The sequence below is a fragment of the Nitrosomonas sp. genome (genome assembly GCF_040240425.1).
Taxonomy (GTDB): Bacteria; Pseudomonadota; Gammaproteobacteria; order Burkholderiales; family Nitrosomonadaceae; genus Nitrosomonas.
Genome location: NZ_QPHG01000002.1, coordinates 130,103 through 145,582, shown reverse-complemented (window position 1 = coordinate 145,582; position 15,480 = coordinate 130,103). Strand labels below are relative to the sequence as shown.

Here is a 15,480-nt window from a genome sequence, read left to right as displayed (position 1 = left end):
CGATATTCTTCCCGATAAAACCCAGCATAGTGCGGCTTGCTTTCTCACAAGCACTGTTGCTCAATGTCCTTACCAGATCGACTATGCTTATTCTGACAACGGCAAAGAATTTAAAGGAACTGACGGCCATGCTTTCATCAAGGCTTGTAGGCAGCACGGTATCGGTCAGAAGTTTACTCGTATCAATCGTCCGCAAACCAATGGTAAAGCTGAGCGGGTTATCCGCACCCTGATGGACATGTGGCACAGCAAGATTCACTTCAAAGACTGCGCCGATCGGCACATTCAGCTTCTCCGTTTCATTAACTTCTACAATACCGTTAAGCCTCATAAGAGTTTGAATAATGCCACCCCTTATGAAATACTCGACGCTTATTTCAATCAACCTCTCTGTAAACAACCCTGAGGTTTCTTACAAATCAGTCTCTATGACATTCGCTCGTATCTAGAGCGATTGGGCTGGCGCAGAATAACGACCAGAAACAACAAATGGCAGATTTTCCGACTTCAAGTCGATTCACCAAACCCACTTGATTTGGTTCTTCCTGTTGACGATCATTTTACTGATACACGTGCCCGAATAGACCAAGCGGTATTCTCAATTGGTCAAGTTGAAGAGCGCCCCATCGCAGATGTATGCGCCGACATCGTTGGCTCAAATACCGACTCCCTTCTGATTCGGCTAAGAGTCTCAAACGACGACACGTCTATCCCGATTGGAGATGCATCAAAGCATGTGAAAGCGATGCGCAATTTGTTGCTTTACTCCGCATGCTCAGAAATTGATGCAAAACTTCACTATGAACAACCATTACCGAACGCTCCTGATCTACTTTCTGGCTTCGAGTTCTGCCACACGTTTAGTGGGAGTTTTGGTTTTGAAGTTTCAAACATAATTACCAAACCGGAACAAGTGGATGACCTGTTTGATGCGCCAATACGCAGAAAGATGGTCGAGAGGATTGCAAGAGGCGTGTTCCTGCTAGAAAACTCGGTTAGGCGGGAAGAACCAAATGTTCTGATCGAAGGATATGAATCTGCACTAAATGCACGGATGTGTGACGCGATGGCTGATATCGGTGAATTCCAAAAAATGCCGGGATAGCCAATTTTTTAGAAAATAACTCCCCTGCTTCCCAAAACGGGCGCGATACGGCCTATTCTGGGAAGTTCCACGAGAAGCTGAAATTGATAAACGGGAAGGGGTTAAAAAACCCCTCGATGTGCGGATGCTAGCTCAGTACGCTGACATCATCCCAGCTGATATGATCCGGTTGCACGCCGACTAGCGTGATTGATACATCGGAACCGAAGTTCACAATGAAATTGGTGCCTTCCTGATGAATATCGGTAACAAAGCTGGCCAAGTGTTCCCTCGACGTCAAGCCAAGCCCGGTATCAAAAACCAGCGTATCATGCTCCAGCGAGCTGAAATCATCGATGCGCAAATGCGATGCATCGCGGATTACAAAATCATCGGAACCACGTCCGCCAGAGCAATCTTCACCGGCACGCACTGCAATCGCATCATCGCTGTCGGTGGGTGAGAATCTCAGTATCCCGGAAAACTTTGGAACCGTGCCGTTGGCACCCGGTGAAACTATCCATTGCTCCGAAACACGTAAGTAAGTGCCATCGCCATCGACGTCGGCATAGCGGGTTATTTCCGTACCGAAAGGTTTGACCTCGGTACGAACGACCTCGGTTCCTTCCACTACGTAGGTTTCACTGCCGTCATCGTCGATCGATTCCGATTCCCACACGCCATCATCCAGCTCAAATGCAGCCGTTACCTTACTATCCACAATCGTGAACTTAAAAGCTTTGCGCTCGTGTCCGGATGAATCATCATCACGTCTGTTTGGAACCGTACCGTTGGCACCCGGTGAAACTGCCCATTGCTCCGAAACACGTAAGTAAGTGCCATCGCCATCGACGTCGGCATAGCGGGTTATTTCCGTACCGAAAGGTTTAACCTCGGTACGAACGACCTCGGTTCCTTCCACTACGTAGGTTTCACTGCCGTCATCGTCGATCGATTCCGATTCCCATACGCCATCATCCAGCTCAAATGCAGCCGTTACTTTGCCAGCCGAAATTGTAAATTTGAAGGCTTCGTGCTCGTGCCCGGATGAATCATCATCACGTCCGTCATGTCTTGAACTCATTTTTTCTCCTTATTGATAAAAGTAACAAACACAGTACAACATTTAAATTAACAACATATTTCTGAAAATACCTTTCTATCCATTATTCAGTTACTTAATTGGATTTTGTTGTGCAGCAGTCAATTGATTGCGCCACGCTGCTGGCAAATTCTGAACCCAGCCGTTATAAACCAGCGGGATCGGCAGAATACCTTGCCCTCCCATGCCAGGATTAGCCTTAATCGTGTCATCCTTCACGGTAGAATTTGCGGCGAACAGTCCGACTTTACCGGCGATTTTGGCATCGGACGGATCGCCATCACCATTAGGATCAGGATCGACGATCAACATTCTGTTCGAAAATTTACTGGTGACGTACGCGTAATAACCGCCGCCTTTCTTGGCACCGTATTGCACACCATGACAACCGGGGTCGCACGGCAGCATAGCCACCACTTCATCGGTTGTGGCCAAATTGGGGCGCGTATCGACGATGGTAATCGTACCGGTCAGCGTATTCGCCGTAACCATATTTTTTCCATCCGGCGATACCGGCGTTTGGATCGGTAACGCGCCTACAGGGCCCGAGATGCCACCGGATAGCGGATCGTAATGCTCAATCAGATTAATATGCTTGATAACAGCATGTAATCTCATGTCGACCACCGTGATGGTGCTATCCAGCAAATTAGCGACGTAATACTTGCTGGCATCCGGCATCATGCCGGTGGCCAGCGGATGGCTGAAATGGCCGCTCACGGGCAAAATGGCATCGATGGAATTTGTTTTGAAATTATATTGCGTGGTATCGCCGGATAGCACATTCGGCGTCACCATGGTTTTGCCGTCATGACTCATCCAGTGCGCGTGCGCATTTCCCCGCCCAATATCCACCCGGCGCAGCACTTGAGCAGCCAGCGGACTCAATTCCATCACGGAATCCGTGCGGGTATCGCCATTGTTGGTAATATGCAACCTATCCGTATCGGTCAGCGTCATTACATGCGCTGGCGCTTCACCAACAGATACGTTACGGATCAGCGCGCCGGTTTTGCGGTCATAAACCGTCAGTTTTTTGTCAAACCATTGCGTTACATAGATCACATTCTGATCCCTATCAGTCCACATATTGTGCGGATTGTTCATTTTGATCGAAGGCAGCGCCACCTTGCGCGTTACTTGCCAGTTAGTACCATCGATTGCGGACACGGTTCCCGGTTTGGATTTTCCCGAAGTCATCTCAAATTGCGTCGCCGCCCAGATTTCCCCAATCGCCGGGATTGCGGGATTTTGCAACGCGGACAGATTGATGTCATTGCCATAGCGTGCATTCAATACGGCGGGCAAATTGACGACACCGACATCCACGCGCACATCCACGTTAGGGTAAGTGATATGCCACTTTGCATTACTGGCGTAGTTCTGCCAATTGGCCGGATTAGTCGCAATGAAGAATGTCCGTAACAACCGTGTAGCGAGATCGCTGCTGCTTGGAACGGTAATACCGTTGATCAGGCTGAGTGAAGAACCCAGATCCAGTCCGGTAGTTGCCGGATCGTCCACAATCACCGCGCCGAACATGTACGGGTGAATACTGCAAGTAAAGACATACAATCCCGGCGTCGTCAGTGTCAGACTGTCGCCGCCTTTCTTGGGATCGGTATTAAATGGCATGCCTGCTGCGCCAGTGGGGTAAATCAAACTGGTTCTGGTATGCACGGTATTAGAGTTTCCCGAAAAATTGACTCTCGTACCCGGTGAGGCAATGGCAATCGAGCGGCTCCCCGCGACTGCCGATCCGGTATCAAACCAGCGGCCCGGGATATCGGTCAGTGCAAAGTTGACTTGGTTATCAGCCGCAACGCTATTTGCCGATAAAGCCAAGACCATCGCACCGTAAGCAATAACCCTTTCACTATTTCTTATTATTGATATTTCAAACATAGCGAATCTCTTATTCAACATTAACTAAAACGGCAGCTTTCGATGCATCAGTGATGAAAGCCATTTACGTGTGATATTTTCCCGCACAGAAAATACTATACGTGGGAAGAATTTCCATGTCAACAATTTGCGTGATATTTTCCCACAAAATGCTAAAATGATTTGCAATCATTAGTTAATGGCGTTTTACTTCCTCGCGGACAATTGTTATGCATGGCGTTCATTCAACCAATTCAAATCTTTCACCGGCACTGATTACAGCAGTGCGCCGGGTATTACGTCCACTCATCAAACTGATGCTGTCCAAAGGAATCACCTATCCCTTCCTGACGGAAATGCTGAAAGATTTATATGTCGAAGTGGCGGCAAACGACTTCAAAATCGGTGATAAACCTTCGACGGATAGTCATCTCAGTTTGCTGACCGGTATTCACCGCAAAGACATCAAGCGATTGCGCCATGGCAGTTATGCCGACGCCGAAACCACGCCACAAGCAGTTTCACTCGGAGCCCGGCTGGTCAGTCTCTGGAGCAGCGATCCTCGTTATCTGGACGAAAACAATCAACCCAAACGGCTGCCACGATTCGCCCGGGAAGGTGGTGATATTTCTTTCGAGGGATTGGTCGCCAGTGTGAGCTGCGATATCCGTTCACGGGTCGTGCTGGATGAGTGGTTAAGGCTTGGCGTTGCTCACTTCGACGAAGAAAACCGCGTCTGTCTCAATACGGCGGCGTTCATTCCCGCTCATGGCTTTGACGAGAAAGTTTTTTATTTTGGCCATAACTTGCACGATCACGCGGCGGCGGCAACCAGCAACTTACTCGGTCACAATCAGCCTTTCCTGGAGCGCAGTGTTTACTACGATGGATTGAGCGCCGACTCCGTCAAAATACTCGCTGAGAAATCCGCGCAACTAGGCATGGAATCCTTACTTGCGATCAACAAGACCGCCTTGGAACTGGAAAAAAGCGATGCGCAAAAATGCGAACCGGATTACCGCATGACATTTGGCATTTATTATTACAGCGAACCGGTCGAACCGGAAAAAGCCCCCGGGCCAACAAGCAATTCGCACTCCTAGCACAAGAACTTGAATCTATCCGAATGAAAAAAATTTCATTAGCGGCAATATGCCAAACCAGCCTGCATCAATTCGGCATCATCGCTTTGACATTCTCATGCGCGGTCAGCGCATTCGCGCAAAATAACTGCGATAGCAACGCCTCTCTCGTTAATCCTGCTATTCTTGCCCACTCCGGAATCGGCGGTACCGGCGCGGCTCAATCCGGTATCGGCGGGACTGGCTTGCACGATGGTGGAATGGGTGGTACCGGCAATCCCCAAGGTGGAATCGGTGGAACCGGAAACATCGCAGACGATGGCGGTATCGGCGGCACAGGAATTGTGGGCGTTATCACCGGATTCGCCAGTATTTGTGTCAACGGCATTGAAATTCAGTACAGCCCCGGCACAACCATTTCTATGGATGGCCAGCCAACCACCGCACGCGAACTGGCCGTGGGCCAAGTCGTTGCCGCCCGGGCACTGGGCACAGGCGATAAACTCACTGCGCGCAACATTGCAGTGATCCATGCCGCAATCGGGCCGGTCAGTCACTTCGATGCCGCGAAAGGAGAAATGCAAGTATTGGATCAAACTGTTCGGATCGGACAAGGCGGAGAACACAGCAGCCTCTCCAATCTGAAAACCGGCGATTGGGTTCAAGTCAGCGGTCACCGTCTTTCCAGCGGCACCATTGCCGCCTCGCGCGTCGAGACCATTGCACCGCGTGCCGAAGCCAGATTAAACGGCCATATCACACAAATTGACGAACAAGGCATTGAAGTCAATGGCATCCGTATCCATCACGACGCCAAATTAATGCCGCAAGGTCTCGCAAAAGGCATGGAAGTGTCGATCGCCGGCCGTTGGGATGGCCTGCAAATGAAGGCGCATCAGGTTCAAGCGGAACCGACCCGGCAGAGTATCGGCAATGTCGATCATGTCGTGATCGAAGGGTATATCCATGCGCTGGAGGGCAAGGAATTAAACCTGAGTAACCGTATTGTCACGCTGGATCCGGGCAGTCCGGTTGCCGGCAACCCAAGGAGCGACCTCAGACTCGATCAGCGCATTCAGATCAGCGGACGGCCCGGCGCAGATCAGCGAATCAACCCTGAACGGATCGAACTCAAGCAAGAAGTGCCGGTGCAACTGCAAATTCTGGAAAGAATCGGCAACGATGGAATCGACACCAGCGATCACGGCAAAAAAAATAACTCCGGTAACGAGCACGAGGCCAAATCGATTCAAAGCAACAAAAGCGAGCAGAACCGGGGTAGCGGCTCTGGTTCAGATCATAAAGGTGAATTAAAAAAGAATACTGGTGACCATTCAGGTAAGAGTCACGCATCCGGAGGCGACTCTCATGCCAAAGACGCAGCCATCCCGGCCAGCCGTGAGGAGAAAACAGACCATTCCGGCTCTTCCGGAAGCGATCATGGTGAAAAGCCGCAAGATAACCGCGAGCAGAATCTTTCCGGTCACGGCTCCGTGGATAAACCCGAGAAGCCCACGGAGATGCCGGATCGCTCCGATAGACCAAGCGACCACAAAGACAACCTTCGCGACATTGATACCCCGGATAGAGATCATGTCCTGGATAGAGACCAAATTCGCGATCATAGTGGTCATCAAGACAGGGACTTCAGTCATCGCGACAGGGATTTGGATCGCTAAGCAAACACGCGCGATCAATGGTTTCCCAGACTGAAACCAGTAAAATACTTATTTACTTTTCAATCTGTTAGTTTTATCCTATGTAAGATAATAGGACATATAAATGTAGGAAATTGCCAAAAATATGTCGAATACGTAACTAACCCCAACCATAGCAAGTCTCCATGCACCGATTCTTATCATTTCAGCCATATCAGTTCATTCTGCTTCTATTCATTGCCTGTAATTCCCCCACAGTATTTGCGAATGGATTCAGCTTCAGTACTGCAACCGACTTCACAACGGGCAAATACGGCGGACCATCCGCAACCGATATTTGGTATGTCCCTTTCACGGCGCGCTATGATAAGGGCCGGGCATCCTTCCGGGTAACTCTTCCGTATCTCAATATGACCGGGCCGGGCAATGTGCTGGGTCCCGGGATCGGCGGCATCGATGGCAGAGGAACCATCATTAATGGAGGCGGTGTGAGCGGGGGTTCCAGTGGTGGCGGTATCGTGATTTGCGATGAGCAAAACATCAATTGCCCGATGATTATCTCCGAAAATGGAAACAACTCAGGCTCAGGTGGAAACTCCAGCTCCGGCGGGAGTGGAAGCGATGACGATGAAGATGATGGCAGTAGCGGCAGCGGAAGTGGTGACGATGACGACGACGATAGCGGCAGCGGTGGTGGCAGTGATGACGGAAGCGGAAGCGATGATAGCGGCGGCGGTGACGATGACGATGACGGCGGCGACGATAGCAGCAGCGGTGGCAGTGATGACGGAAGCGGTGACGATGATAGCGGTGACGATGACGGAAGTGGCGGAAGTGATGACGGCGATGATGATTCAACGGATGCCATTGGCAAATTAAGGCAACTTAAAGTAGGCGCGCTCGGCTTGGCGGGTGGCATTCCGTTGGGCGGTTCTCCGCTTTCAAGCACAAGCCGCTCGGGGTTGGGCGACTTGGTTACCGCTTTTAGCTACAACTTGATCGATCATGCGCCGACCGGTATCGCCTTTGATATCACCGCCCGGTTAAAAATCCCCACGGCCAGCACCAGCCAGAATCTGGGTACCGGCCAGGTTGATTACGCAATTCAAGGAGATCTATTTAAAACTATCTCGAATTTCACACTCAGCGCAACTTTCGGCTACCGGATTCTCGGCAATCCATCCAACGTGACGTTTCACAATGTATTTTATGGCGGAGCCGGAATTGGTTACCGGCTATCCGGAACCGTCACTGTAGGAACGAGTTACAACATGGGGCAATCGCCCGTGCGGCTGCAAGACAGCAGAGACCTCACGCTCTATCTTTCCCAAAGAGTCAATAACAATTTCAGACTCAATATTTATGGCTTGAAAGGTTTCTCTGAACGCAGTCCGGATTGGGGCGGCGGTATTAATTTACGCTACGTTTTTTAAAGTCATCCAGTCAAATGTGCAACAACCCATCCGCTTTGCGTTTTGCCAGCAAACAAATCAGATCGCAGGCGATATGCGCAGCGGCGAGCGCCGTGATCTGGCTGTGATCATAGGGCGGCGACACTTCCACGATATCCATGCCGATCAGATTGATGCCGGTAAAACCGCGAATAATCGCCAATGCCTGCGCAGTAGTCAATCCGCCGCACACCGGCGTGCCGGTGCCCGGCGCATACGCCGGATCGAGGCAATCGATATCGAAGGTAAAGTAGGCCGGACGATCGCCGACGATACGTTCAACTTCGGCGACCACCGCATCGGTGCCATGCCGGTGCACCCAGATTGCATCCAAAACATGTATGCCCATGAAGTCGTCATTCCAGGTACGGATACCGATTTGTACCGAATGTTTGGGATCGATCAATCCGTCCTGCACGGCTTTATAAAACATCGAACCGTGATTCAGCGAACTCGGCGTATCATCTGACCAGGTATCGCTATGCGCATCGAAATGAATCAGCGCGAGCGGCGCGCCAAACTTTTCCGCATGCGCTTTCAACAGCGGATAACTGATATAGTGATCACCGCCAAACGTCAGCATGCGCGCACCCGATGCCAGAATATGCCGGGCATGAGCGGCAATCGTTTCATGGATTGTCATCGGATTATGCACATCGAGATAGCAATCACCAAAATCGATCACAGCGAGATTCTCGAATGGATCGAACCCCCACGGATAAGGTTTCATCGACGCCACTTCCGCCGACGCCAAACGGATACCTTGCGGCCCGAAGCGCGTACCGGAGCGGTAAGTCACCGCCAGATCAAACGGAATACCGCTGATCACCAGATCGGCCCCGGTAATATCCTTGCTGTAATTGCGCCGCATGAAGGAAAGCACGCCCGAAAAAGTCGGTTCGCGCAGCATGGCGTAAGGATTCTCGCGTGCGATCGCACCATTGATTTTGATGTGGCTGTTATCCGTCATAGTTCAATCCTTCTTTCTTTGTCGTTGAATGCGCTGACGCAATCTTCTCACTTCAGCACCAGCTGGCGATGATAATATGATTGATCAATGCAAATTCAAGATTTTGTGATGCGAACAAAAGCTCATACCATCGATCATAGCTAATGACAGCCGGATAACGTTATAATCCAGCGCGTTTTGGAAACACTTCTGTATGAAAGATACGATGCAACAGTCAACCTATCGCAAGCATTTGAGCGTCATATTGCTGACCGCTGGTTTGATCAGCGGTTGCGCTGCGATGTTTTCCGGCACTTCGCAGCGTTCACCCGATGCGGGCAGTCAACGCTACCCCAATCTCACCGCACCGTACAACAAGCCTTACAAGATAAAAGGCGTTACCTACTACCCGATGCGCTCGGCAGCCGGCTACCAGGAAATTGGCCATGCTTCCTGGTATGGCTCGGAATCGGGCAATCGCACCGCGATGGGAACACGTTTCGTCCCTCAGGGCTTAACCGCCGCGCATAAAACATTGCCTTTACCATCACGCGTCCGGGTGACCAATTTGCAAAACGGCCGTCAGGTCGACGTTCTGGTCAATGATCGCGGACCGTTCAAGAAAGGCAGAATCATCGATTTATCGCACGGCGCGGCCAAAAAGATCGGCTTGCACGGCGTAGCCAAAGTCAAGGTCGAGCATCTCGACGAAAAAATCAGCCAGAAATAGAGCGTTCAGCGCATTACCGCTACGCCGCGCAAATGCCGTAGCGCGGTAGCAGTTCATGAATCACATAAAAGCGGTGCACTTGCAGCGCGTCGTGGAACAATTTCCAATGGCTGGTCAGAAAGTCAGGTTTGAGTTCAAACTTCTCGCTTTTATCGTCCGCAACTCTGATCGTGCCCAGCGCCTTGTGTTTCCACGAGCCGGGCCCTTTTGCAACATACGTGAGATTAACCGGCGGGAAATTGAAATAACCGGTTGCGATACGTTCCAGCCACGCCTGATGCCGGGCATTTTCCTCTTCGTGCTTGATATTGCGGAACAACGCTTCGATTCTGGCTTTATCGGTAGCCTGCAACCCGGGAACATCGGCATTCGCATCCCCGAGGCGGAAACGCTGCATAGCCATAACCATTTTTTCCGCAGCCTGTAGAAAAATCGCCGCGTTATCTCTAACGACTTTGTTCTTATGGTGATCTTTGTAGCTCCACTTTAAATAGGGACGATCCGGATAGGAAAGCGCGGCGCCGTGACCCAGCGGCAAGGTATCGCCCACCAGCTTACTGGCGACATCATCAAATGCGTCGCCAAAGAAATCCTTCAGCCGGGCCGCTAGGTAATTGCCGGGATTGTCCTCATCGTTCAGCTTACTGATATCGTTGTTCTTGTGATTAACTCCGGCGAAACCCTGATGCGACCAGGTATCGGAATAAACATGCAGGGTAATGCCGAGCCGCTGCAACGCGTGCGGACTGTTCTTGCTATGGATGCACGCGGCGACCATGTCTCTGGCGATGGGGCTATCCGGTTTGCAGACGATTTTGTCCATGAAGGTATCCAGCGGATTCTGTCCGGCATTCGCCTCATTATTACCCGGCAAAAAATGGAACGGCAGCCATGCCTGGTGGTTGGCCAGCTCGTCAAAATTTTTGTAATCGAATGTTTTATGCGCCGAACTGATATGTTCATACATGGAACCATCGGTGAAGCGAATCACACCGGTATTGGTCGCATCATCGACATATTGCGAAGCATAGGCAATGATATCCGCTTCTGGGTGATCAAAACCGGCCAATCGCGCCAGCACATAAGTGGTCGCATGATGAAAGTCTTTTTGCATGATTGTCCTTTTACTCGATTGAATTATTCTGCTTTCGTAAAATAGCCGATGCAGGCTTTTTGCTCTGCAGGGGTCATGAAGCCTTTGTGCTCGTAACGAACCGGTAAGCCTAATTGCTTCAGCTTATCGCTCCACAACGGGTTGTAGGGCATCAACGCGCACGACTTGACGCCTTCTTGATCGAGAAACGCGGCGATTGCGCGGAGGTTGTCTTCAGTCGCCGTTATTCCCGGAATCAAGGGAATTCTGGGAATCACCGGGATTTGCGCATCCTTGAGCAAGCGGGAAAAATTATCCAGAATGCGCTTGCTCGAGTGCCCGCAATATTCTTGGCTGGCCGCCTCGTCCATCAGTTTGATATCGTAATAGATCAAATCCAGCCACGGCAGCATTTCATCCTTGAAGCGTTGATAATCGAAAAACCCGCTGGTTTCTATCGCTGTGTGGATGCCTTCGCGCTTCAAGGCTTGCAGCAGTTTACTGGCGAATCCCATTTGCAACGTCGCTTCGCCACCCGACAGCGTGACACCGCCGCCGCTTGCAGTAAAAATTGGCTTGTCTTGGAGCAAACGGTACATCAGCTCATCCACCGTGTACCACGTGCCAATGTGTGTGCCATGAATATCGGTTTCGGGCTTGACCGCCCTGCCTTCAGGATTCTGGCACCAAACGCAGGATAGCGGACAGCCCTTCAAAAACACCGTGGTGCGGATGCCGGGGCCGTCTTCGCTGCAATCGCGTTTGATATCAAAAACCAGCCCTTTTTCGCTGCTCATAAAATATCCTTCATGGCCATCTGCACGTTCATGCCAATCGCACCGAACTTGAACATATGCCCGAAATTGCCGGTAATCTGTACCAGATTTTCAATCAGTAATTGCGCAACATCGACATTCGGGCGCCCGGCTAATCCCAAAATCGCCTGGGTATCCTTAAAGCGAATCATCAGATCCACTGCGTTCGGATCGCGCTCAATCCGGTCCGCTTCCGCTTCGCTGAGCGCTTCGGTCGTCACGATCGCCGCCGGGTTCAGTTGCCGGCCAAAAGGCGTTTGAATATAGAGCGCCTCCGGATCGGGGCAGAATTTGATCAGCACATTCATGTCATCTTGCGGTTTGCGGGTGCGGATCAGGATTTTTCCCTGATAGTAGCGGATACCGCCCGTAACATTGGGATCTTTAATGACGAAATTATTTTCAAAAAAATGCTGCGCTTTTTTCGCTTGGGATTCAGTTAAACCCGGGTTGATCAAGAAACCAAAACCCAGTTTGATCATTACGGCCATGCCCGCAGCCAGCATCGTGCCTTCCATGCGGTTCAACAATCCGCTCAGCGTGCCGTCCGCTTCGCCCAGCTCGATGCCGGATTTCAGAATGTAGTGAATACCGCCGGGTAACGCGGGAATAGTGGCATGCATCGTTATGCTCCTATGGTTTCATGCTGCTCAATACCGCTTTTCATATCGAAATTGGCGCGATCGATGATTTCCTGCCGCATCAACGGACTCAAGGTGACATAGTAAGCGGAGTACCCGGCCACCCGGATCATCAAATCTTTGTACGGCGCCAGCGCTTTTTGCTCGGCTTCTCCCGCACCGGCCTGGCTTGCCGCCGTTGCTGCGGCGTTGGCCGCAATGAAATCCTCGATCGAGGTCACGCACAGTTGAACCAGCACACCGTCCTGATCCATAAATGTTTTCATATGCGTGGCAAAGAGCTCGGTGTCTTCGTTGAAATACGCTTTACCGCGCGGTGTCAGACTAAGATTGTAGGTGTAGCCATTCTGCACCGTATCCGCGTCGACGCTCGCTACCGACAGCATGTGATCCAGCAGCATGACCGGATCGCCGTTGGCTTTGACGATGCCGGGGCACGGCGTGATACCGCTGGCAAACGACGCGCCATTGCTGCGGCCATTCGGCGTGGCCCGGCTCAGCATACCGAAACCAGCATGATTGGTCATGCTCCAGTAACCGGTCAGATAGCGTCCGCCACGGTGCGTGCGATACTTGAAAAAAACCTCCTGGATCATTTTAGTCAGCAGGCGCGTGTACTTAACCGCCATCGCGTTGTTGTAGATACCGCCGGGCGTTTCATCGACTCCGGCGCCATACTTCGGCGCCAGACGGATCAAGCGCATACACTCTCGCAGCCGTTCTGGCGCCACCGCCGCCGGATGTGTACCGGAACCGCCCGTCAATTGCCGGATTCGATCCAACCAGTTTTTGACAAAATTGTGTGCTTCCGCCGCATTAGCAGGCGATGGGTTGCGGCCGAAATTCGCATCCAATAGCGCGATCAGTTCCTGCGCCGACATTTTGCCGCCGAACACCAATGCGTCAATCACACAGAACGAGTCAATGACATCGGCCAATCCGATAATAGCCACCCCGGAAGAGTTATATTTAGCGCCGCCGGAAGATACATCACGAAATTTGGCGCCGCTTTCCCCCGGTTTGTTCGTAGGACCGTCGAATAATCCCGACAGCAGCGGTGAAGGCCGGACTTTTTCCAGCGTACGCCCCAGATAATTGTTGAATTGCACGCAATGCCGCGCCATTTCGTCGAGCTGAAAGCGGAAGCTGTCGATGAAGTCCTGCATCGATGTCATCGCCGTCAATGGCGGAGACGTGTAATCCGTCTTGCCGTAAAACAAATTAGGATCGTTTTTGCCGGTGCCGTCGCTACGGTGCTTGCCGCCGAACATCGCCAGCTCCAGCACCGCCGGGAGCACCAGCAGGGTGGAACCGGTGTGACCGTAATGTTTATGGTCAGCATTCTGCTCGATGCAACCAATCGATGCGTAATCGTGCGCATCCGCCAACGCTTCGTCCGCCGTGACATGATCGTGCTTGGCATAATAATTCGCCATACTGCGGATCACCGGCACATCGCCGTGCAACGCGGGCGTCGCGCGGGTAACCAGATTCACCTGGCAAATGCGTTTCAGATAAGGGGAAATCTCATGCGCTGCCAAAGGTGTGCCATCCGGCGCACGATGATGAACATCCTCATGATAGCGGGCGTGCACGTTCGGATCGCGGATGGACAGCATCTCGGTCGCTTTCAGGATAATGTAGGTCATGTCGTTGACCGCATCGACCGTCTGACCATTTTCCCAGCGCGTGCCGCCCACAGTCAGAGCTTGATTTGAACCGCTACCGGCAAACAGCACTTCCGCGCTTTCCGGCGACAGCGGCACATGATCGGAGCAGCGCAAAAAGAAGTGGCACATCAACTCAACCGCCCGCTTTGTATACGCTGTTTTCGCGGTTTCATCCGGTTGCGATTGCCAATCACGCAAGTAAAATTCATTCAGCGTCTGATCCAATCGTCCCAGCGAAAGGCCGAAATTGGTATTTTCCTGCAACAGCAAATGGTAGCAAATCCAGACGACGGTCATCGCTTCCGCCAGCGTGTTGGCGGGTTTCGCCGGAACCTTGCGGCAAATGGCCGCCAGTTCGTTATTTCCAGCTTTTTCGGCGGCATCGGCCAAATGGCCAGCATAGATCTTGGCGCCCTCGTACACTGCGATGACGCTGCGCGCAAACTCAATTTTTTCCGGCGTATCTGCAACACCGCTCGCGATATCCTGCTGCAATTGCGCAATCAAACCATCAAAACCGAACTTGAGCACCCGGCTGAAATCCGGCGCGGTATGCGACACAGCCGTGGCTTTATCGGATAGATAAAACGCAACCCGCTCAAACAGTTCTTGGCATTTAGGCGTCTCACCGGCGCTTTTTTTAAGCGGAGGATCGATGGAAGGTTTGCCTTCGCACATTCCGCCGTCGACTTCATCGCGCTGATCGTTGGCATAATCGGCAGTATCGTAACCGCTGTAGCGCGCGGCCTCTTGCACCGTGCGCCGTTCCAGCCAGAAAGGGAAAATTTCCTCGTTCAGCCGTTTGGCGACTTCCGGTTTGATCTTGAACGGATTTTGCGGCCGTTTGGCCAGCGTTTCCAGCTCGGGCCAGATGCAATAGCCGCTCATATCCATATACACAACCGGCCCGACAAAGCTGGTGGTGGTTTGCCCCGGCAGCAGATCGGTGCTGCGCACCAACGGGGTTTTGTGACTGAACACATGCTTCAACGCCTGCGCGCGGCGCGTCACCGGCGGCAGCGCCGCATGATCGGGCTGGCGCAGAAATTCAGTTAGTAAACGCGGCAGTTCATCGCAAACTTCCGGTATCCATTCCGGATCAAACAATTGATTGCGCCACGCTTGTACCACTGGAAAATCGCTGAGTTTGATATCGCTCAGCGCAAGATCATGCAATGTCTTGATCTTATCGGGTGTGGTATTGGGAATAGGAAAAATAGCGATATTGCCAAGTGCGGACGTATCGGCCGTTCCGTGTTCCAGATCGATCCGGATGCCGCCTTGGTTGTGTTTGTCATTACTCATGATCATCCTCCGCGCT

General features: G+C 51.8%; 13 protein-coding genes. 6 read left to right on the top strand and 7 right to left on the bottom strand.

What is annotated here, in order from left to right; translation table 11 throughout:
* Together DU481_RS01390 and DU481_RS01385 are read left to right on the top strand one after the other, a co-directional pair.
* Positions 1–406: integrase core domain-containing protein (locus DU481_RS01390; protein ID WP_350131604.1), on the top strand; the 406-nt coding region annotated here is incomplete at its 5' end.
* A 48-nt stretch (positions 407–454) separates the two neighbouring features.
* Positions 455–1,105 (top strand): hypothetical protein, encoded by a 651-nt coding sequence (locus DU481_RS01385; protein WP_350131603.1) that lies wholly within the window; start codon positions 455–457, stop codon positions 1,103–1,105.
* Between the two features lie 127 nt (positions 1,106–1,232).
* Here the strand turns inward: DU481_RS01385 and DU481_RS01380 are convergent, their stop codons facing one another.
* Together DU481_RS01380 and DU481_RS01375 are read right to left on the bottom strand one after the other, a co-directional pair.
* Complete coding sequence (locus tag DU481_RS01380) at positions 1,233–2,168, bottom strand: hypothetical protein (RefSeq protein WP_350131600.1); 936 nt, start codon at positions 2,166–2,168, stop codon at positions 1,233–1,235.
* 90 nt (positions 2,169–2,258) lie between these two features.
* Positions 2,259–4,091, bottom strand: a complete 1,833-nt coding sequence (locus DU481_RS01375) for a copper oxidase (RefSeq protein ID WP_350131597.1) — start codon at positions 4,089–4,091, stop codon at positions 2,259–2,261.
* Positions 4,092–4,300: 209 nt separating this feature from the next.
* Here DU481_RS01375 and DU481_RS01370 point away from each other — a divergent pair, with 209 nt between their 5' ends.
* From DU481_RS01370 to DU481_RS01360, 3 genes are all read left to right on the top strand, one after another.
* The gene (locus DU481_RS01370; protein ID WP_350131595.1) at positions 4,301–5,173 is read left to right on the top strand and encodes a DUF6502 family protein; all 873 of its coding nucleotides are present in this window, start codon (positions 4,301–4,303) and stop codon (positions 5,171–5,173) included.
* Positions 5,174–5,196: 23 nt separating this feature from the next.
* Positions 5,197–6,831 carry a DUF5666 domain-containing protein gene (locus tag DU481_RS01365; RefSeq protein WP_350131594.1) on the top strand — a complete coding sequence of 545 codons (1,635 nt, stop codon included), beginning with the start codon at positions 5,197–5,199 and terminating at the stop codon, positions 6,829–6,831.
* 164 nt (positions 6,832–6,995) lie between these two features.
* A complete protein-coding gene (locus DU481_RS01360) occupies positions 6,996–8,243 on the top strand; it encodes a hypothetical protein (protein ID WP_350131591.1) in 1,248 nt (415 codons plus the stop codon).
* A gap of 10 nt (positions 8,244–8,253) precedes the next feature.
* Here DU481_RS01360 and speB read toward each other — a convergent pair whose 3' ends face one another.
* Entirely contained in the window at positions 8,254–9,231 is a 978-nt protein-coding gene (speB, locus tag DU481_RS01355; RefSeq protein WP_350131588.1) for an agmatinase, read from the bottom strand.
* A 193-nt stretch (positions 9,232–9,424) separates the two neighbouring features.
* Here speB and DU481_RS01350 point away from each other — a divergent pair, with 193 nt between their 5' ends.
* A complete protein-coding gene (locus DU481_RS01350) occupies positions 9,425–9,940 on the top strand; it encodes a septal ring lytic transglycosylase RlpA family protein (protein ID WP_350131585.1) in 516 nt (171 codons plus the stop codon).
* A gap of 19 nt (positions 9,941–9,959) precedes the next feature.
* Here the strand turns inward: DU481_RS01350 and DU481_RS01345 are convergent, their stop codons facing one another.
* Genes DU481_RS01345 through DU481_RS01330 form a run of 4 tightly spaced genes read right to left on the bottom strand, consistent with a single transcriptional unit; the run spans position 9,960 to position 15,464 of the window.
* Positions 9,960–11,054 carry a DUF6765 family protein gene (locus DU481_RS01345; protein ID WP_350131582.1) on the bottom strand — a complete coding sequence of 365 codons (1,095 nt, stop codon included), beginning with the start codon at positions 11,052–11,054 and terminating at the stop codon, positions 9,960–9,962.
* A 23-nt stretch (positions 11,055–11,077) separates the two neighbouring features.
* Positions 11,078–11,830, bottom strand: a complete 753-nt coding sequence (locus DU481_RS01340) for a radical SAM protein (protein ID WP_350131579.1) — start codon at positions 11,828–11,830, stop codon at positions 11,078–11,080.
* Positions 11,827–12,471: a hypothetical protein gene (locus DU481_RS01335; RefSeq protein WP_350131576.1), complete on the bottom strand. Its 645-nt coding sequence runs from the start codon at positions 12,469–12,471 to the stop codon at positions 11,827–11,829. The genes DU481_RS01340 and DU481_RS01335 overlap by 4 nt, the downstream gene beginning before the upstream one ends.
* A gap of 2 nt (positions 12,472–12,473) precedes the next feature.
* On the bottom strand, positions 12,474–15,464 hold the full coding sequence (locus DU481_RS01330) for a pyruvate formate lyase family protein (RefSeq protein ID WP_350131573.1): 2,991 nt from the start codon (positions 15,462–15,464) through the stop codon (positions 12,474–12,476).
* Positions 15,465–15,480 lie beyond the last annotated feature (16 nt).

Excerpts from the sequence above, each read along its gene's own strand:
- DU481_RS01350 (WP_350131585.1), top strand. The coding sequence starts at position 9,425 with ATGAAAGATACGATGCAACAGTCAACCTATCGCAAGCATTTGAGCGTC.
- speB (WP_350131588.1), bottom strand. The coding sequence starts at position 9,231 with ATGACGGATAACAGCCACATCAAAATCAATGGTGCGATCGCACGCGAG.
- DU481_RS01375 (WP_350131597.1), bottom strand. The coding sequence starts at position 4,091 with ATGTTTGAAATATCAATAATAAGAAATAGTGAAAGGGTTATTGCTTAC.
- DU481_RS01345 (WP_350131582.1), bottom strand. The coding sequence starts at position 11,054 with ATGCAAAAAGACTTTCATCATGCGACCACTTATGTGCTGGCGCGATTG.
- DU481_RS01365 (WP_350131594.1), top strand. The coding sequence starts at position 5,197 with ATGAAAAAAATTTCATTAGCGGCAATATGCCAAACCAGCCTGCATCAA.
- DU481_RS01380 (WP_350131600.1), bottom strand. The coding sequence starts at position 2,168 with ATGAGTTCAAGACATGACGGACGTGATGATGATTCATCCGGGCACGAG.
- DU481_RS01330 (WP_350131573.1), bottom strand. The coding sequence starts at position 15,464 with ATGAGTAATGACAAACACAACCAAGGCGGCATCCGGATCGATCTGGAA.
- DU481_RS01360 (WP_350131591.1), top strand. The coding sequence starts at position 6,996 with ATGCACCGATTCTTATCATTTCAGCCATATCAGTTCATTCTGCTTCTA.
- DU481_RS01340 (WP_350131579.1), bottom strand. The coding sequence starts at position 11,830 with ATGAGCAGCGAAAAAGGGCTGGTTTTTGATATCAAACGCGATTGCAGC.
- DU481_RS01335 (WP_350131576.1), bottom strand. The coding sequence starts at position 12,471 with ATGCATGCCACTATTCCCGCGTTACCCGGCGGTATTCACTACATTCTG.
- DU481_RS01370 (WP_350131595.1), top strand. The coding sequence starts at position 4,301 with ATGCATGGCGTTCATTCAACCAATTCAAATCTTTCACCGGCACTGATT.